Below are 17,253 nucleotides of genomic sequence, written 5' to 3' on the forward strand. Positions count from 1 at the left end.
GATCAGCGGACCAGGTCCGCGACGACCAGGTCCACCGGGAACGGCACCCGGGTCTCCAACCGGTCGCGGTGCACGCCGGTAGCGACGTAGGCCGAGGTGGTCTCGTCCAGCTCGTAGGTGTGCACCGCGGGGAGGCCCGTCTCGTCCTCGATCCGCCAGAAGTTGCGGATGCCCGCATCGGCGTACAGCAAGGGCTTGTACCGGCGGTCGCGGTCCGCCGACTCCGCCGAGACGACCTCCACCACCAGCGCGACGTCCGCCGGCAGGAAGCGGGTGCGCTCGGGGTCGTACGGCACCACGGCGGCGATGACGTCCGGCTCCGGGCGGCTACGGCGGTCGAGCTTCACCGTCATCTGTGCCTCGATGGTCCATCCTGCCGGGGCAGCGGACTCCAGTGCGGCGCTGAGGCGGCGGATCACCCGATCGTGCCAGCTGCGTTGCGGCGACATGTTGAAGATCAGCGCTCCGTCGAGCAGCTCGATGTGCTTCGGGGCGTCCGGCGGCAGCAGATCCAGATCATCCGCCTCCCAGCCGCTGTCGCGCGGCGGGTACATCCACTGCGGCAGCCCAGTGGTCACCTTGGTGCTCCCTCCGACGACATGTCACACCCCGGTCGGTCGGCACCCAGCATGCCAGGCCTGATGGGCTCCCGTCCCCCATCGGTGAACACGTCGACCAGCAGTTCCGCCATGCCGATGGTCGGGTCGTCGCGGTGTGCCAGGGCCTCGCACCGGGCACGCTCGTCGGCCTCGTCCTCGGTCCGTGCCATGTGAGCCATGCGCCGCAGCGCAGGCACGGTTCACCGCCCCCGGTGGTCGTTGGGGGCCAGGCGGGGGCCGTACTTCGGGGGGCGCAGGCCGGTGAGACCGATCAGGCGGCAGACCCGGTGGCGGTGCGGGGTGTAGGGGGCGAGCAGGGTGAGCAGCTCGGCGTCGGTGGAGCGGGGGCGGCCGACCAGCGCCCAGCCGACGTAGTTGGCCAGGTGGAAGTCGCCGACCGAGACCGCGTCCGGGTCCCCGTTGCTGCGCTGCAGCGTCTCGGCGGCGGTCCACTCGCCGATGCCGGGCACCGCGGTGAGCCGGGCGAAGGCGTCGGCGTGGGTCATGGCGGAGGCCTGCTCCAGCCGGGGCGCCAGCCGCACGGCGCGCTGGATGGTGGCCGACCGCTTCGGGTCGACGCCCGCCTTGTGCCACTCCCAGGACGGGATCAGCGCCCACTCCCGGGCCGACGGCGCCACCCGCATCCGATCGGCCGGACCGGGCGCCGGCGTGCCGAAGTCGCGCAGCAGCAGCCGCCAGGCGCGGTAGGCCTCGTCGGAGGTGACCTTCTGCTCCAGGATCGCCGGGACCAGTGACTCCAGCACCAGCCCCGTCCGGCACAGCCGCAGCCCGGGGTTGGTGCGCTGGGCCTCGCGCAGCGGACCGGGTGGCAGCCGCAGGCCGGCCGGATCGTCGGTGTCGCCGAGCAGCACCGGCAGCCGGTCCAGCAGCCAGCCGGCCCCCGGCCCCCAGGCCTGCGCCCGCACCTCGCCGCGGCCGACCTCGATCCGCAGCGTGCCCGGCCCGGCGGGCGTCCGCGAGGCGCGCCAGACGGCCCCGTCCGGGGTGAACCGGCAGGCCGGGTCGCCGGGGCCGCGGCTCAGCGGGGCCAGGGTGCGGTGCAGGTCGAGCGGGCGGCCGGGGAGCCAGACCCGCTCCTGGGGGAGCTCGGTCACCCGTCCAGTCTGGCTCCCGGCACTGACGGTCCAGGGCGCCGGGGCGCTACCGGCGGCCCTGCAGGTGGCCCGCCAGCAGGCGCACCGCCGGCAGCCGGTCGTACAGCTGGTCGCCGGGGCATTCGGTGGCGAAGGCGTCCCGGTGACCGGCGATGGTGTCGAAGCTGTGGCTGCTCCCCAGCGGGTAGCGGCTGCCGTCGCTGGCGGAGGTCAGGTCGGCGCTGCCGAGCGCGTCCTGGCCGGTGAGGCCCAGCTTCCAGGCCGCGATCTTGGTGACGCCGTCCACCTGGGCCTGCGGCGGCTCCTCGTCGCCGAAGCTGCCCAGGGCGGCGACGCCCGTGGTGTCGGCGTTGAAGCCCAGCGTGTGGGCGCCGAGCACCGGCCGGGCCACCCCGCCCGCCCGGCCCTCGTAGATGGTGCCGCAGCGGTCGACCAGGAAGTTGTAGCCGATGTCGTTCCAGCCGTTGGTCTGCACGTGGTACTGGTAGATCGCGCGGATCACCTTGGGGCTGTCGTCGCAGCTGTAGTCGTTGGCGGTGTCCGTGTGGTGCACGAAGACCACCCGGACGGCCCCGGTGTAGGTGAAACCCGGATGGCGCAGCGACTCGTCGGCTCCCCAGCCGGCCCGGGTGACGATGCCGGGCCGGGGCGCCCGGTGGGCCACCTCGTGCCGGGCCAGCCGATGGGTCGCGTCGGGGCCCGAAGCTGAGGCCTCGTCGGACGGAATGGTCGGCGGGTGGGCCCCGAGCCTCGCGGTGCCGGGGTCGACCAGGTCGACCCGCAGGCCGGCCGGCAGCGGTTCGTTCCCGGTGACGCGGACCTCGACGCCGTCGCTCGGTCCGACCCAGCGCGGTGCCGTGGAGCCGCGGGCGTGCGGGCCCTCGGCTTCCGCCGGGTCCGGGCGGTCCTCGGTGTCCGCGGCCAGTGGCTGCCAGTCGCTCCAGTGGCCGGCGCAGCGGGTGCGGACCTGGACGGTGCCGGTCAGCCGGGCGTCCGGGTCGTCCCAGCTGACGCCCAGCAGCGAGTAGCGCTTGGTGCCGCGGGCGGTCAGGCCCCGCACGGTCCGGCCTCCGGTCCGATCGCCGGGCAGGGCGCCGAGCGCGATCGTCATGGTGCGGGCGCCCACCGGGGCGGCGGAGACGGCGGGGGCGGCCGTGGCCTGGGTCAGCAGCGAGAGGGCGCACCCGGCGCCGAGCAGCGCGGCGGAGCGGGTCAGCACGGAACGGGTCGGCGGCGCGGGATGAGGCGCGTATCGATTCGACATAGAACGGATGATCTGCCCATATCGACCGGCCTGCCACCGGGGTGCCGCCGAGTTCCTGACGGGGCTTCGACAAGGTCAGCGTGGTCCTCGCGCCCAGCAAGCCCCCTCCCCCGGCGGCGGCACCAGGTCGTAGGCTGGACGGCACCATGACTGCGCCCTTCGCTGCTGACGCCCGTACTCCCGCCGAGCTGCTGCGAGCCGCCCTCGGCGAGGATCCCGCCCGCCCCCTGATCACCTTCTACGACGACCGGTCGGGCGAGAGAGTCGAACTCTCGGTCAAGACCTTCGACAACTGGGTCGCCAAGACCGCCAACCTCCTCCAGGACGAGTTGAACGCCGGCCCGGAGGACCGGGCGGCGCTGCTGCTCCCGGCCCACTGGCAGACCGCCGTCTGGCTGCTGGCCTGCTGGTCGGTGGGCGTCACGGCGGTGCCGAGCGGAGATCCGGCCGAGGCCCAGCTGGTGATCAGCGGGCCGGAGGGCCTGGCCGCCGCCGAGGCCTGCGGCGGCGAGCGGGTGGCGCTGGCGCTGCGCCCGTTGGGCGGGCGGTTCCCGCAGCGGCCGGAGGGGTTCCTGGACTACGCGGCCGAAGTGCCGGGCCAGGGCGACCGGTTCGCCCCGTACTCTCCCGTGGTCGCCGACTCGCTGGCGCTGGAGAGTTCGGTGGACGGGCTGCCGCTGAAGCTGACCGGCGAGCAGACCGTGCAGCTGGCCCGCGAGGGCGCCGCCCGGCTCGGCCTGGAGCGCGGCTCCCGGGTGCTCAGCACCCTCTCCTACGACGACTGGGCCGGGCTGGAGGCGGGCCTGCTGGCACCACTGGCGGCCGGCGGTTCGGTGGTGCTCTGCCGCAACTCCGATGGCCTGACGGAGGACCAGTGGCAGAGCCGGATCGAGGCGGAGCGGGTCACCCACCGGCTCGGCTGATCAGGCCCCACGACCCCAGTCGGACAAATGTTCTGATGGTGTAACCGATTCGACAAGACATCCGAGTCAGGCGGTACATTCCCCCCACAGTCCATTTGGGGGGAACGAGCCATGACCAGCACGCGGCGCGACGGCACCGGAAACGGTCGCACCCGGCGCTGGTTGAAGCGCGCCTCGCTCGCCCTGGCCGTGCTGGTGCTGGTCACCGGCTCGGCCGGCTACCTCTACCTGCGGCACCTGGACCACAACATCCGGCACGCGCCGCTGCGGGCCGCCGTCGCCCTGCCGCCGCCCCCGCCGGGCCCGACCGACCGGGCCGGCCGCACCGCGATGAACATCCTGGTCATCGGCACCGACAGCCGGGCCGGCCTGGACGGCGCCTACGGCGACGTGGACAATACCGGCCCCGGCAACAACGACGTCGACCTGCTGCTGCACATCGCGCCGGACCGGAACTCCGCGGTGGTGGTCAACCTGCCCCGGGACACCCTGGTCGACCTGCCCGAGTGCAAGGACCCCAAGACCGGCGAGGACTTCCCCGCCGCCCGGCACCGGCCGCTCAACGAGGCCCTCGGGCGCGGCGGCCCGGGCTGCGTCACCAGCACCGTGGAGTCGATCACCCAGCTGAAGATCGACCACTACGCCCTGGTCGACTTCCAGGGCGTCAAGGACCTGACCAACGCGGTCGGCGGGGTGCCGGTCGACCTCTGCACGCCGATCCACGACCGGGAGTCGCACCTCGACCTCCCGGCCGGGCCCCAACTGCTCAACGGTGACCAGGGGTTGGCGTTCGTGCGGACCCGGATGGCGGTGCAGGACGGCAGCTCGCTGGGCCGGTTCAGCATGCAGCGGGCCTTCCTGGCCGCGCTGCTGCGCAAGGTGACCAGCGCCGGCACCCTGCTGGACCCGACCACCGCCTTCCCGGTGGTCGAGACGGCGACCCGCTCGATCACCGTGGACGACGCGATCGCCGGCACCACCAAGCTGGTCGCGCTGGCCAACGCGCTCAGCGGCATCAAGCCGGGCGCGGTGCAGTTCGTCCAGCCGGAGATGCACTACACCCCGGACGATCCCGACCCGGAGCTGCGCGAGAAGGCGGCCTTCACCCAGCCGGCCGCGGACCAGCTGTTCCAGTTGGTCAAGCAGGAGCGGCCGCTGAGCCAGGCCCCCGCGCCGACCGACTCGCCCACCGCCGCACCCACCGGTTCACCGACCGCGAGCGCCCCGGCGCCGGACACCGCCGCACCGACCGCGAGCACCGCGGCGCCGGATGCCGCCACGGCGTCGTCCGTACCGGCGGACTACTCCTCGCCGTCCCCGTCGGCACCCGCGCCCACCGGCCCCGGCGGCATCACGGTGCGCAACGGCGACGACCGCAGCTGCGTCCAGGGCTGGACCGGCACGCTCGACCAGTGAGCCGCCGGCCCGGGCCGGCTCAGTGCACCGACTCGCGCGCCCTGCCCGGGGCGGTGCTGGCGATCACCTTGGCGGCCAGCTTGCGCGGCGAAGTCAGGAAGCCGAAGCCCCAGCTGAAGTGCATGGTGGCCAGCGCGACCGGAAGTTGCAGACGGGCCCGCGGCGACAGGCCGCGCCCCTCCTTGAGCGAGCCGGCCAGGATCGCGGCCGCGTAGCCACCGGGCAGCACGAAGAACAGCGGGTGCACCGCCGCGCCGAGCACCAGGCCGAGCAGCACCGCGATCAGCGCGGTCGGCGGCGCGAGGTAGCGCAGGTTGACCGAGCCGCGGTGGTAGCGCGTCACCACCCGGCGCCAACGCCCGTAGTCCTTGTACTGCTTGGCGAGCGCCCTGACGGTGGGGCGCGGCCGGTAGGTCACCCTCAGCTGCGGGGTGAACCAGATCAGGCCGCCGTCCTGGCGGATCCGGTAGTTCAGCTCCCAGTCCTGGGCGCGGATGAACTCCTCGTTGTAGCCGCCGAGCTTCTCCAGCACCTCGCGGCGGAACACCCCGAGGTAGACGGTCTCGGCCGGACCGGCCAGGCCGCCGGTGTGGAAGGCCGCGTTGCCGACGCCTATCTTGGCGGTCATCGCCGCGGCGACCGCCTTCTCCCACTCGGTCTCGCCCTCGGCCTGCATGATGCCGCCGACGTTGGCCGCGTCCATCTCGCCGAGCAGGCGCACCGCGGTGGCGATGTACCCGGGGGTGAGCAGGCCGTGGCCGTCCACCCGCACCACGATCGGGTTGCCGGAGGCCCGGATCGCCGCGTTCAGCGCGGCCGGGGTGCGCCCGCTGGGGTTCTGCACGGTCCGCACCCGCGGGTCCTCGGCCGCCAGCTCGGCGGCGATGGCGTCGGTGCGGTCGGTGGACGGACCCAGCGCGATCACCACCTCCATGGCCCCGGCGTACTCCTGCTCCAGGATCCGCCGGACGGCCGTGCGAAGGTGTCGTTCCTCGTTCAGCACCGGCATGATCACGGAGACCGCCGGCAGCTCCTCAGCAGCCATGGTGTTCATCCCGGCCAACGGTACCGGACCTGCCTGAACCTCCGCTGAACGCGTCGGGCCGGACGCCCCTCCCGTGGGGGGCGTCCGGCCCGAGCGGCTTGACGACCGGTCAGTCGGTGGCGATCGCCGCCAGCACGTTCATCCGACCGGCCCGGAAGGCCGGCAGCAGCGCGGCCAGCAGGCCGACCACGGCGGAGCCGATCAGCACCCAGACGATGGTGCTCACCGGCACCGACAGCATGTTCAGGCCCTGGCCCTTGAGCACCTGCTGGGCGGTGATGCCCCAGGCCAGGCCGAGACCGGTGCCGAGCAGTGCGCCGAAGACCGCGATCACCACGGACTCCAGCCGGATCATCCGGCGCAGCTGGCGGCGGGACAGGCCGATCGCCCGCAGCAGGCCGATCTCCCTGGTCCGCTCCACCACCGACAGCGCCAGGGTGTTCACCACGCCGAGCACCGCGACGATGATCGCCAGCGCCAGCAGGCCGTCGATCAGCGTCAGCAGGCTGTCCACCTGCTGCTGCACGATCTTCTTGTAGCCGGCCTGGTCCTGCACCGAGACCTGCGGGTAGGCGTCGAAGGAGTTCTGCAGCGCGGTGAGGGTCTTCGCCTTGTCCGCGCCGCTCGCGGCCCGGCCGAAGACCATCACGTCCAGCGGCTGCTGGTCCTGCGGCACCGCCTTGGCCACCGTGTCGATGGTGGCGTAGAGGTGGTTGTCGAAGATCGTGTTGCCGGTGCTGGTGATCAGGCCGACCGGCAGCTGCTGGGTGCGGCCGGAGCCGTAGTCGACGGTGACCTTGTCACCGACGCCCAGCTTGTGGTCCTTGGCGAACTTCTGGTCGACCGAGATCCCGCCGTTCACCAGGCCGTCCGTGCTGCCGGTCGAGACCGGCACGGCGAAGTCCTGGGTGAAGGTCGAGGAGACCGCCGAGACGGCCTGGTGCTTGACCACCGAGCCGTCGGGCAGGGTGAGGGTGGCCATCAGCTCCCGCAGCTCGGTGATGTGGCTGATGCCCGCGGTGCCCTTGGCCGCGTCGATCATCGGCGCGGTCAGCCCGCCGTGGTTGACCGTGACGATGTAGTCGGCGCCCACCTGCTTGTCGATCTGCTCGCTGGTGGAGGCCACCATCGAGTTGGTGACCACCGAGGCTCCGGTGACCAGCGCCAGGCCGATCATCAGCGCGGCCGCGGTGGCACCGGTGCGGCGCGGGTTGCGCAGCGCGTTGCGCTGCGCCAGCTTGCCGGACGGACCGAACAGCGCCGGCAGTGCCGCGCCCAGCACCCGGACCGCGACCCCGGCCAGCAGCGGGCCGAGCACCACGAAGCCGATCAGTGTCAGCACCACGCCGAGCCCGAGGTCGGAGCCGGCCTGGCCGAGGTCCTTGCTGGTGCCGCCGACCGCCAGCAGGGCGGCGCCGCCGAGCGTGACCAGCAGGCCGAGGATGATCCGCACCTTGTTGGTGCCCGCCTCGGCCGGGGTCCCGTGGTCGCGCAGCGCGGCCATCGGGGAGACCCTGCCGGCCCGGCGGGCCGGGATCCAGGCGGCCAGCATCGTGATCACGATGCCCACCGCGTACGAGGCGATCGGCACCGAGGAGGTGATCTCCAGCGAGCTGCTGAGCGTCATCCCGGCGCCCTTCATCAGCTGGATCAGCAGCAGCGCCAGGCCGAGCCCGGCCAGCAGGCCGATGGTCGAGCCGAGCACCCCGAGCAGCAGCGCCTCCGTGAGCACCGAGCGGTTCACCTGGCGCCGGCTGCTGCCGAGCGCCCGCAGCAAGCCGAGTTCCCGGGTGCGCTGGGCGACCAGCATGGAGAAGGTGTTGATGATCAGGAAGCCGCCGACCAGCAGCGAGATGCCGGCGAAGCCGAGCATCACGTACTTCATGAAGTTGAGGAACGAGCCGACGCCCTTGGCGTTGTCGGCCTGCTGCTCGGCACTGGTCTTCACCTGGTAGGCGTTGCCCAGGGCCGCGCTGACCTCGGCCTTCAGCTGGTCGTTGGTCTTGCTGCCGTCGCTGTAGGCGTCCACGCCGGTCAGCAGCTTGGTGCTGCCGAGCAGGTCCTGCTGGGCGGTGGGCAGGTCGGTGAAGGCCAGCGCGGCGCCCGGGTTGGTGCCGGTGAAGGTGGCGATCCCGGAGATGGTGTAGTCGAAGGTGCCGCGCTCGCCGATCACCCGGATCGGGTCGCCGAGGTGGAGCTTGGCCTTCGCGGCGGTGTCGGCGTCGATCATCATCTGGCCGGGGCCGACCGGCGCGGCACCGGAAGTGATCTTCATCGGGGTGCGCGGGCCGGGCGTCCAGGCGCCGACGATGGTCGGCGCGCCGGTGGTCGGGCCGACCGCCTTGTTGGTCTTCGGGTTGACCAGGGTGGCGGTGGTGGCGCTGACGTGGGGCACCGTCTCCTTGACGCCCGGCTGCGCCGCCACCTGCTGCTCCACCGAGGCCGGGATGGTGGGCGTCCGGCCGGACGTGTCCTGGCCCTGGCCCGAGTCGTCACCGCTGGGCGGCGCCGGGGCCACGGCGACGTCCGAGGCGGTCGCGGCGAAGAGCTTGTCGAAGGTGCTGGTGGCGGTGTTGGAGAAGACCAGGGTGCCGGAGACGAAGGCCACCGAGAGCACCACCGCGATCAGCGACAGCGCCATCCGCCCCTTGTGGGACAGGAAGTTGCGCAGTGAGGTCTTGAGTATCACGGTCTCGACCCCGGCTCAGCTGGTGCGCTTGCCGTCGAAACGGCGCATGCGCTCGAGGACGGAGTCGGCGGTCGGCGCGTGCATCTCGTCCACGATCACGCCGTCGGCCAGGAACAGCACCCGGTCCGCGTAGCCGGCCGCGACCGGGTCGTGGGTGACCATCACGATGGTCTGGGAGAGCTCGTCGACCGAGCGGCGCAGGAAGGTCAGCACCTCGGCGCCGGAGCGGGAGTCCAGGTTCCCGGTCGGCTCGTCACCGAAGATGATCTCCGGGCGGGCGGCCAGCGCCCGGGCCACCGCGACACGCTGCTGCTGCCCGCCGGACAGCTGGGTCGGCCGGTGCTTGAGCCGGTCGGCCAGGCCGACGGTGGCCACCACCTGGTCCAGCCAGCCCTGGTCGGGCTTGCGGCCGGCGATGTCCATCGGCAGCGTGATGTTCTCGATCGCGTTCAGCGTCGGCAGCAGGTTGAACGCCTGGAAGATGAACCCGATCTTGTCCCGGCGCAGCTTGGTCAGCTGCTTGTCCTTCAGGCCGGTGATCTCGGTGTCGCCGATCCAGATCTGCCCGTCGGTCACCGTGTCCAGGCCCGCCAGGCAGTGCATCAGGGTCGACTTGCCGGACCCGGACGGGCCCATGATCGCGGTGAACCGGCCGCGCTGGATGTCCACATCGACCGCGTTGAGCGCCGTGACCCGGGTCTCCCCCGCGCCGTACGCCTTGGTGACCTGCCGCGCCGCCGCGGCGTTGGCGGACGGGCCGCCTGGGTTGTCGGATGTCTGTACGGCTGCGGATGCCGTCGTCACGGTGTACTCCTCGGTCGTTGTTCCCCCGGGCCCGGCCCTCAGGACAGCGAGGGTCGAGCAGATGTACCAAAGCTATGCGGTCCGGATGAACAACTCCTCATCCGCCGGTAGGAACGTGCCGCGACCCCTGGGTCCGGGACGGGGTGCGGGTACCCCTAGGGGGCGCCTCCGCCCTGGGTACCACGGGCGCTCGGCCGGCCGCAGCGAGCGGTTGCGTGCGAGGATCCGGTGCGGCGGCGGACAGCTTCGGTCGTCAAGCGGCAGGACCGTCCCGCCGCTGCGACAACTCTGCTACAAGACCGCGGGCGAGCGCCGGACGGGGGTGCTTTCGCGGACGGCTCGGGCATGCTCGAAGCCATGGACAACTGGCAGCAGGGCGGACCGGGCAGCGGCCGCCGACCTGGACCGGAAGGTGCGACCGGCGGCGCCGAGCCGCCACTGCCGCCTTCGCTCAACCCGCGCGGCCGGGGCGCCGTGCCCCAGCCGCAGCGCTCGATACCCGGCTCCCGCCCGCCCGGCGGACCGGTCGGGGCGCCCGGGGGCCGAGCGCCCGGGCAGCCCGCGCGCCGGCGCCGCTCCCGCAAGCGGATCGCCGCCTACGTCGCGCTCGGCCTGGTCGGCGCCCTGCTCGCCACCGCGGGCGGCACCTACGCCTGGGCCGACTCCAAGCTGAACCAGCAGAACGTGCTCGCCGACTACCCCGGCCGCCCCGCCCCCGGCAAGGGCACCAACTGGCTGATCGTCGGTTCCGACAGCCGGGACGGCCTCAGCGACACCCAGAAGCAGCAGCTGCACACCGGCTCCGACGACGGCAAGCGCAGCGACTCGATGATGGTCCTGCACATCGGCGACCACGGGAACACCCTGATGAGCATCCCGCGCGACTCCTGGGTGCCGATCCCGCAGCACCTGGACACCGCGGGCACCGGCCGGACCATCCCGGCCACCACCAGCAAGATCAACTCGGCCTTCAACAACGGCGGCGGCCAGCTGCTGGCCGAGACGGTGGAGAAGAACACCGGCATCCACATCGACCACTACGCCGAGGTCGGCTTCGCGGGCTTCGTCGGCATCGTGGACGCCGTGGGCGGCGTGCACATGTGCATCGACAAGGACATCCAGGACCAGGACTCCGGGCTCAACCTCAAGGCCGGCTGCCAGACCCTCGACGGACAGCAGTCGCTCGCCTTCGTCCGCCAGCGCCACCAGATGGCCGACCAGGACCTGGGCCGGATGCGCAACCAGCAGAAGTTCCTCGCCGCGCTGGCCCACCAGGCGGCCACCCCGAGCACCCTGCTGGATCCGTTCACGCTCTACCCGTTGATCGGCTCCGGTCTGGACACCCTGATCGTGGACAAGGACACCGGTCTGACCGACCTGGCTTCGCTCTTCGAGGCGATGCGCTCGGTGAGCGGCGGCGACGGCAAGAGCATCACCATCCCGATCTCCAACCCGAACTACCGCACGCCGGACGGGCAGTCGGCGGTCAAGTGGGATCCGGTGAAGTCCAAGCAGGTCTTCGACGCGATCGAGAACGACAACCCGCTGCCGGCCTCCTGACCGGCCCGTCAACCCAGGGGCCGCGCTCCGCACCGTCCCGGTGATCCTGTCCGCGAGTCGGGATGGCCATGAGCCGCCGGTGGCCACAATGTGCCCATGTCACTGGTGACTTCGCTGATCTACCGCCGCCGCCATCCGGTGTTCGGCCGCCTGCTGCGGGAGTTGCTCGCGCTCTACGGCATGGAGGTCCCGCCGGCCGCCGAGATCGGGCCCGGTCTGCGGGTGTACCACCGCGGCTTCGGCACGGTGCTGCACCCGTACACCACGCTCGGCGCCGGCGTCACGCTCTACAACGGCGTCACCATCGGGCGGGCCGACCCCTGGGTGCCGCAGCAGGACAGCGCGATGGAGCGGGTGGTGCTGGAGGACGGCGTGGTGGTCTGTGCCGGCGCGAAGATCATCTGCAAGCGGGGCGTGCTCACCGTCGGCGCCGGCACCGTGGTCGGCGCCAACGCGGTGCTGACCTGCTCCACCGGCCCGGACGAGATCTGGGCCGGGGTGCCGGCCCGCCTGGTGGGCCGCCGCTCGGACGGCGCGGAGGCGACCGGTCGGCGGGCCCGCGAGGCCGTCTGACCTCGGATCGATCCTTCGACGGGCGGCCGTCCGTACTAACACACCGAACCGTTCAGTTCATATACTGTGACGCCCCATCACCAGCCGAAGGATCCCCATGGCCGCCTCCAACAGCGCCGGGCCGACCGACGAGTACGGAATCCCGATCATCCCGGAGCCGGTGGACGCCGCCCAGCGCAAGCGGCGGGCGATCATCAACGCCGCCCTGGGCGAGTTCCTGCGCGAGGGGTACTCGGCGGCCTCGATGGATGCCATCACCGCGCGCTCGGGCGTGTCCAAGGCCACCATCTACAAGCACTTCGGCAGCAAGGAGCGGCTCTTCCTGGCGGTGGTCGGCGGCATCCTGCCCACCACCTACGCGGACCTCAAGCCGTTCAACTCCACCATCGCCGAGGCCGAGGACCTGCGCGCCGCGCTGGTCGCACTGATGCTGGACTGGGCGCGGATCCTGCTCCGGCCGGACATCATGTCGCTGCGCCGGCTGGTGATCGGCGAGATCGACCGCTTCCCCCAGCTGGGCCAGCTCTGGTACCGGATCAACTACGACATGAACAACGGCCCGCTGGTCGAGGCGTTCACCGAGCTGGACCGCCGCGGCGTCCTGCGGGCGCCGGATCCCAAGCTGGCCGTGCAGCAGCTGGTCGCCGCCACCGTGGGGGTCCCGCAGCTCGTGCACACCTTCGCACCCGAGGCCCACGTCGACGACGCGGAGCTGGCCAGGGTGATCACCTCGGGCGTGGACCTGTTCCTGGCGGGCTACCGCACGGCCTGACGGGACCCCACCCGGTCACGCCCCGCCGGTCCGGCCATCAGCCGAAGACCACGCCCTGGTTGCTCGGCTGCAGCGAACCCACGGTCAACCCGGCGGCCGACACCGTCAGTTGGGGCACCGCCTGACCGTCGACACCGAGCACGTCCGCGGTCAGCCGGGTGGTCTCGTCCGGCGGGGTCACCACCAGGCCGGCCAGCACCTCGCAGCCGGCGTCGGCCTTGTCGCACGAGCTCCACTTCAGCCCGGAGAAGGCGGTGGCGCCCGGCTCCAGGGCCACCTGGATCGGCGCCCCGGGGTACGCCACCCGGTTGGTGGTGAGGTCCACCCTGCTGTTGTCGGCGGCCAGCCCGCCGTAGCCGAGGTAGCCGTCGACGGTGCAGGTGCGGGTGCCCTTGTTGACCAGCATCACCATCGCGTTGCCGGGGAAGTCCGGCTGGAGCTGCACATCGGCCCTCAACTCGTCGGTGTGGCAGCGGGATCCGGCGGCAGCGGCGCTCGACGGCTGCGAACCGCCCCTGCCGCCACCCGTCCCACCGCCGGCAGGACCCGCGGTCCGCCCGGCGGAGGGTGCGGCCTTCGAGGGCACGGCCGTGCCGGACGCGGCCGTGCTGGACGCGGCCGTGCTGGACGCGGCCGTCGCACCCGCGGGACCGGCCGTGCCGGCGCCGCTGTTGTCGTCGTTGCAGGCCGCGGCCCCCAGGGCCAGCCCCACGGTCAGCCCGGCGGCCGCCAGTCCCCGGCCCAGCCGCACGATACGGATCTCCATTGCTCGCCTCACAGGTCGGTCGTTCAACTGTCGTGTCACCGGGAGCGATCGGGCTCGCCCCGGTGGGGGTGGGGCGAGCCAACCCGGTGCGGATCACCGGGCACGCCCTGCTGGTCACCGGCCCGGCCCTGGTGGCCTCCGTGGCGCCGGCATCGCCCTGTTCACCGTGTACTCGGGCTACCTGTACTCCTCCGCCCGGCGGCGTTCCCGGCCCTGGCGCACCCCTTCGCCGCCGACCACCGCTTCGACGGCGCGTGGGGTCCGACCCTGGCGGGCGCCTGGCCGGCGCACAGCTGCGTGGCACTCGGCATCCAGCCGGCCGCCCCGGCGCCGGTCCGCGGTCTGACGGCACCTCAGAGCGGCCTGACCCGGCGACCGCTGGCGGCCCTGGCCCGCTGATCCGGCCGCCCGCCTCACGGGTGGTACAGCTCGGTGATGCTGGTGACCACGTTCTGGCCGGTGACCGTGAGGACGTACCGGTTGCCGTAGCAGGCGTAGGGCGCGGTCACGCCGGACGGGTTGTGCAGGCAGGCGTCCTGGTGCTTCATGAAGGTGTCCAGGTCGACCGCCTTCGGTGTGGCGCCCTCCAGCAGGAAGGTCTTCACGTCGTTGCTGAACGAGTAGAGGGCGGGGCTGCCGTAGCCCTCGAAGTAGCCGTCGTCCGGGACGTTCGGGCCGCAGACGAACTTGGCGGGCTTGGCCTTCATCCAGATGTGGGTCAGGTAGCCGTTGTCGGTGGCCTCGACCACCTGCCCGCCGATGTTCTTCAGCGCCAGCTCGGTGCAGTCCGAACTCGGGGTGGCACCGGACGACTTGGTGGCGCTCGGCTTGGCCGCGCCGGTCGGCTTGGCCGAGCCGCCCGAGATGGGCTTGACGCTGGTCACCGCGGTCGGGCTCGCGGCCGGCGCGCTCGCGCCGGCCGAGGCCGTGGCGGACGCGGCGGCCGAGGCCGTGGCGGACGCAGCGGCGCTGGGCGAGGCTCCGGCCGAGTCGCCGGTGTCGTCCGGGCCGCAAGCGGTCAGGGCCAGTGCGGCGGCGGCGACCACGGTGGCGGCGGCGATGCGAGTGGCCTTCATGACTGGTTCCCCCCTGGGATCGGCTGTCGTTCCTGACCGGCCGTCACGGGCGGTCACTTGTCTCCACGCGACGACCCCCGGGCGCGGTTACCCCTGTTGCGGCCCTGTGACAGGGCGCGGACAGCCCCGCAGCGTTGGACCGGCGGCGGGGCAGCGGCGGACCGGGCCGGGTGGAAGGTCCGCAAAAGCCGAGAGGCACCCCGAAGGGTGCCTCTCACCTGCTGCTCCGAGCGCGGATCAGGCGGTCGGAAGGTTCCGCGCCATGACGATCCGCTGGACCTGGTTCGTCCCCTCGTAAATCTGGGTGAACACAGTGGATTGTGGCTCCCACCAGGCGAAACGCCATCTGGCCAGCCTCCTCCCAGCATTTCGCCAGCATCGCTGATCACGCTACCGACTCGTCAGCCTCCGGTTCCTCCTCTTCCACCGGCTTCACCAGCCCCAAGGCCGCGTCTATCGCCTGCCTGGCGCGGTCCGGTGCATCGGGCATCAGATGCGCGTAGTACTCCTCCGTGACGCTCACCGACGAGTGGCCCAGCCACGCGGAGACCTCCGTCATCGGCACGCCCTGAGCAAGCAGCGAGGAGGCGTAGAAGTGCCTCAGGCAGTGGGTCTTGAAGTAGGCCACGTTCGCAGCGGACAGGGCGGGCATCCAGACCGACTGGTACCAGTACTCGGGGTACAGGAAGCCAGTCCGGGTCTTGTTGCAGAAGAGCAGCCCGTCCGGCCCCCAAGTGCCGTGCTGCTTGAGGTGTCGCCTCAGCCCCAGGGCTACGGCGTCCGGGAGCGGCACCACGCGTCCGTGATCGTCCTCATCCCGCCACTTGATGTGGCGGAGGCGCTGGGCTCCGAACTTGCCAGACCCAGTGTCGCCGTCGCCAGCAACCTGACGGTCAACGGTGATCGTCTTCGCCTTGAAGTCGATCCGGTCGCGACTGAGCCCCATAGCCTCGCCGAGCCGCAGACCACAGCCAGCCATGACCCACAGCATCCCCTGGTAGCGCCCGGGCGCCCCTGCGATGATCGCGTGCACGTCCTCACGCTTCGGAACCTGGATGTCCGCCTTCTGCACCCGGCGGGTCTTCGCGCGGCTCCCCGGGAGCGTCGCCTTCTTCGCCGGATTCCGGCCGATCAGCTCATTGTCCATCGCCCAGGTGAAGACCGATGTGAGGATGTTCAGCCGGAACTGGAGCGTTGACGACTTGTAGTTGTAGGTGCTGATCATCCACGCCACCCACTCCTGCACGTCCGACAGCTTGATAGCGGCGATGGACCGCGAGCCGAAGAACGGCCGGATGTTCCGGTTCAGGATGGTGCGGTACTGCTTCACGCTGCTGTTCTCAACTCCCCGGGAGGTAGCCCACCTCTCGAAGACAGCGGCGAGCGGTTCCTTGCTCTGCCGGACATCCACGTACACACCAAGGTCAAGCTCCCGCTCGATCTTGGTCCGGACGGCCTCCGCATCACGCTTCAGCTTGAGCGTCTGCTGACGCTGCTTGCCGTCCGGGTCGTACCAAAAGACGGTCCAGCCCTTGCCGTTTTTAGCCGCGTTGATCCACGACCGAGCCACTGTGCCCCTCCAAGAGGCTCCGCGACTTCTCCGTCAGCCGGTCGGCGGGCTTGCCCGCCGGGCCGTCGAGGAAGCCCATTGCACGCGCACGGCGGATGCGTCCACTGATGGTGTTCCGGCTCATCCCCCACCCGTCAGCCAGGCGGCTGATCGGGCTCCGGAAGCCCTGCTTGATGAGCTGGATGTAGACCTCGGACATCAGGGCGTATTCAAGGTCGGTCTCGACCCTGTCCAAGACGACCCCGGAGCCGAATGGGCCTACTGCGTAACCCAGTTGGCTACGCAGACGCACACCCGTCTTTCGGATCTCCCCCATCGGGATCGAGCGCAGAAGGTCGGCAGTCAGGCCGTTCGACTCCTCTGACGCGTCCACGTCGTGGACGACAACTGACAGCTCAGCCGGGCCGTCCATCCACAGGAGATCCAGTCGGAAAGTCACCTCAAGAGCCCAGCCACTCAGGTCATGCGCATAGGTGAGCTTCGTTCCTTCGAGCCGCCAGCCGTCGGGCAGTTCCACGCTCTCTCGCTCCTCTGTCATGTCTCGCAACCTAGCCCACGAGACATGACAGCCGCCGTGTACCGGACCGTTCCCGGTACGAGTGGTACCGTAGCACCCGATACACGGTTGCCACCATGTCTCGTGTCTTGCTGCTTCGAGCCACTGAGCGAGAGGGGCAGGATGACGACTGGGCGACTACTCAACGTGAGCGAGCTCGCCGCCTACCTGGGGGTCAAGGCGGCATGGATCTGCAACAACCACAAGGCAGTTGGCCTACCGGCGCGGAAGATCGGCGGACATCTACGCTTCCACCTGGCCGACGTGGATCGCTGGATCGAAAGGCAGGACGCTTGACCAAGCTCGGCTTTGGACCCTGTGGCTCAGGATATTCCTCCTGGCCCTGGCGGACATGAATCGCATCGGGCATGCCGAATATGGGCCCGGGGAACTAATTGACAGACTGGGGGCGAGAGTACATCGCGAGACCGGGGCAGTATTGCCAATTCAGGATAATGCCGTTCACAATGCAATCTCGACCTGCAAGCGCCATGAGCTGCTAACGCCCGAATCTGGCATTCGTTG

The 17,253-nt window shown here is 71.3% G+C and carries 16 protein-coding genes; 6 read left to right on the forward strand and 10 right to left on the reverse strand.

Annotation, left to right across the window (positions count from 1 at the left end; translation table 11 throughout):
* Nucleotides 1-2: 2 nt before the first annotated feature.
* The 3 genes from LN042_RS32650 to LN042_RS32660 all read right to left on the reverse strand — a co-directional run bounded on the left by LN042_RS32650 (nt 3) and on the right by LN042_RS32660 (nt 2,978).
* The gene (locus tag LN042_RS32650) at nt 3-578 is read right to left on the reverse strand and encodes a Uma2 family endonuclease (protein WP_230055061.1); all 576 of its coding nucleotides are present in this window, start codon (nt 576-578) and stop codon (nt 3-5) included.
* A gap of 221 nt (nt 579-799) precedes the next feature.
* Nucleotides 800-1,714: a DNA-3-methyladenine glycosylase family protein gene (locus LN042_RS32655; RefSeq protein ID WP_230055062.1), complete on the reverse strand. Its 915-nt coding sequence runs from the start codon at nt 1,712-1,714 to the stop codon at nt 800-802.
* Between the two features lie 46 nt (nt 1,715-1,760).
* Nucleotides 1,761-2,978 (reverse strand): peptidoglycan recognition protein family protein, encoded by a 1,218-nt coding sequence (locus tag LN042_RS32660; protein ID WP_230055063.1) that lies wholly within the window; start codon nt 2,976-2,978, stop codon nt 1,761-1,763.
* Nucleotides 2,979-3,124: 146 nt separating this feature from the next.
* Between LN042_RS32660 and LN042_RS32665 the strand changes: the two genes are divergently transcribed.
* Nucleotides 3,125-3,901: a TIGR03089 family protein gene (locus LN042_RS32665; RefSeq protein ID WP_230055064.1), complete on the forward strand. Its 777-nt coding sequence runs from the start codon at nt 3,125-3,127 to the stop codon at nt 3,899-3,901.
* A gap of 111 nt (nt 3,902-4,012) precedes the next feature.
* A complete protein-coding gene (locus tag LN042_RS32670; RefSeq protein WP_230055065.1) occupies nt 4,013-5,317 on the forward strand; it encodes an LCP family protein in 1,305 nt (434 codons plus the stop codon).
* A 19-nt stretch (nt 5,318-5,336) separates the two neighbouring features.
* Here the strand turns inward: LN042_RS32670 and LN042_RS32675 are convergent, their stop codons facing one another.
* The 3 genes from LN042_RS32675 to LN042_RS32685 all read right to left on the reverse strand — a co-directional run bounded on the left by LN042_RS32675 (nt 5,337) and on the right by LN042_RS32685 (nt 9,855).
* Complete coding sequence (locus tag LN042_RS32675) at nt 5,337-6,362, reverse strand: glycosyltransferase family 2 protein (RefSeq protein ID WP_230055075.1); 1,026 nt, start codon at nt 6,360-6,362, stop codon at nt 5,337-5,339.
* Nucleotides 6,363-6,471: 109 nt separating this feature from the next.
* Nucleotides 6,472-9,003, reverse strand: coding sequence for an ABC transporter permease (locus LN042_RS32680; protein WP_230055076.1), 2,532 nt, complete (start codon nt 9,001-9,003; stop codon nt 6,472-6,474).
* A gap of 63 nt (nt 9,004-9,066) precedes the next feature.
* A complete protein-coding gene (locus LN042_RS32685; RefSeq protein WP_230055066.1) occupies nt 9,067-9,855 on the reverse strand; it encodes an ABC transporter ATP-binding protein in 789 nt (262 codons plus the stop codon).
* Nucleotides 9,856-10,212: 357 nt separating this feature from the next.
* Here LN042_RS32685 and LN042_RS32690 point away from each other — a divergent pair, with 357 nt between their 5' ends.
* The 3 genes from LN042_RS32690 to LN042_RS32700 all read left to right on the forward strand — a co-directional run bounded on the left by LN042_RS32690 (nt 10,213) and on the right by LN042_RS32700 (nt 12,760).
* Nucleotides 10,213-11,415 carry an LCP family protein gene (locus LN042_RS32690; protein ID WP_230055067.1) on the forward strand — a complete coding sequence of 401 codons (1,203 nt, stop codon included), beginning with the start codon at nt 10,213-10,215 and terminating at the stop codon, nt 11,413-11,415.
* A gap of 96 nt (nt 11,416-11,511) precedes the next feature.
* Nucleotides 11,512-11,988 (forward strand): serine O-acetyltransferase, encoded by a 477-nt coding sequence (locus LN042_RS32695; protein ID WP_230055068.1) that lies wholly within the window; start codon nt 11,512-11,514, stop codon nt 11,986-11,988.
* 97 nt (nt 11,989-12,085) lie between these two features.
* On the forward strand, nt 12,086-12,760 hold the full coding sequence (locus LN042_RS32700; protein ID WP_230055069.1) for a TetR/AcrR family transcriptional regulator: 675 nt from the start codon (nt 12,086-12,088) through the stop codon (nt 12,758-12,760).
* 37 nt (nt 12,761-12,797) lie between these two features.
* Here the strand turns inward: LN042_RS32700 and LN042_RS32705 are convergent, their stop codons facing one another.
* The 4 genes from LN042_RS32705 to LN042_RS32720 all read right to left on the reverse strand — a co-directional run bounded on the left by LN042_RS32705 (nt 12,798) and on the right by LN042_RS32720 (nt 16,689).
* Nucleotides 12,798-13,526 carry a DUF4232 domain-containing protein gene (locus LN042_RS32705; protein ID WP_230055070.1) on the reverse strand — a complete coding sequence of 243 codons (729 nt, stop codon included), beginning with the start codon at nt 13,524-13,526 and terminating at the stop codon, nt 12,798-12,800.
* Between the two features lie 413 nt (nt 13,527-13,939).
* On the reverse strand, nt 13,940-14,602 hold the full coding sequence (locus LN042_RS32710; RefSeq protein ID WP_230055071.1) for a hypothetical protein: 663 nt from the start codon (nt 14,600-14,602) through the stop codon (nt 13,940-13,942).
* A 385-nt stretch (nt 14,603-14,987) separates the two neighbouring features.
* Nucleotides 14,988-16,172 carry a tyrosine-type recombinase/integrase gene (locus LN042_RS37495; protein WP_230055072.1) on the reverse strand — a complete coding sequence of 395 codons (1,185 nt, stop codon included), beginning with the start codon at nt 16,170-16,172 and terminating at the stop codon, nt 14,988-14,990.
* Complete coding sequence (locus LN042_RS32720) at nt 16,144-16,689, reverse strand: hypothetical protein (protein WP_230055073.1); 546 nt, start codon at nt 16,687-16,689, stop codon at nt 16,144-16,146. Before LN042_RS32720 ends, LN042_RS37495 begins: the two co-directional genes overlap by 29 nt.
* Nucleotides 16,690-16,875: 186 nt before the next feature.
* Between LN042_RS32720 and LN042_RS32725 the strand changes: the two genes are divergently transcribed.
* A complete protein-coding gene (locus tag LN042_RS32725; protein WP_230055074.1) occupies nt 16,876-17,025 on the forward strand; it encodes a helix-turn-helix domain-containing protein in 150 nt (49 codons plus the stop codon).
* Nucleotides 17,026-17,253: the final 228 nt, after the last annotated feature.

The organism is Kitasatospora humi, from assembly GCF_020907985.1.
Taxonomy (GTDB): domain Bacteria; phylum Actinomycetota; class Actinomycetes; order Streptomycetales; family Streptomycetaceae; genus Kitasatospora; species Kitasatospora humi.

Bases quoted from the DNA above. Each gene is read 5' to 3' on its own strand.
- LN042_RS32670 (WP_230055065.1), top strand. From the start codon at position 4,013: ATGACCAGCACGCGGCGCGACGGCACCGGAAACGGTCGCACCCGGCGC.
- LN042_RS32680 (WP_230055076.1), bottom strand. From the start codon at position 9,003: ATGGCGCTGTCGCTGATCGCGGTGGTGCTCTCGGTGGCCTTCGTCTCC.
- LN042_RS32675 (WP_230055075.1), bottom strand. From the start codon at position 6,362: ATGGCTGCTGAGGAGCTGCCGGCGGTCTCCGTGATCATGCCGGTGCTG.
- LN042_RS32700 (WP_230055069.1), top strand. From the start codon at position 12,086: ATGGCCGCCTCCAACAGCGCCGGGCCGACCGACGAGTACGGAATCCCG.
- LN042_RS32660 (WP_230055063.1), bottom strand. From the start codon at position 2,978: ATGTCGAATCGATACGCGCCTCATCCCGCGCCGCCGACCCGTTCCGTG.
- LN042_RS32695 (WP_230055068.1), top strand. From the start codon at position 11,512: ATGTCACTGGTGACTTCGCTGATCTACCGCCGCCGCCATCCGGTGTTC.
- LN042_RS32665 (WP_230055064.1), top strand. From the start codon at position 3,125: ATGACTGCGCCCTTCGCTGCTGACGCCCGTACTCCCGCCGAGCTGCTG.
- LN042_RS32710 (WP_230055071.1), bottom strand. From the start codon at position 14,602: ATGAAGGCCACTCGCATCGCCGCCGCCACCGTGGTCGCCGCCGCCGCA.
- LN042_RS32705 (WP_230055070.1), bottom strand. From the start codon at position 13,526: ATGGAGATCCGTATCGTGCGGCTGGGCCGGGGACTGGCGGCCGCCGGG.
- LN042_RS32690 (WP_230055067.1), top strand. From the start codon at position 10,213: ATGGACAACTGGCAGCAGGGCGGACCGGGCAGCGGCCGCCGACCTGGA.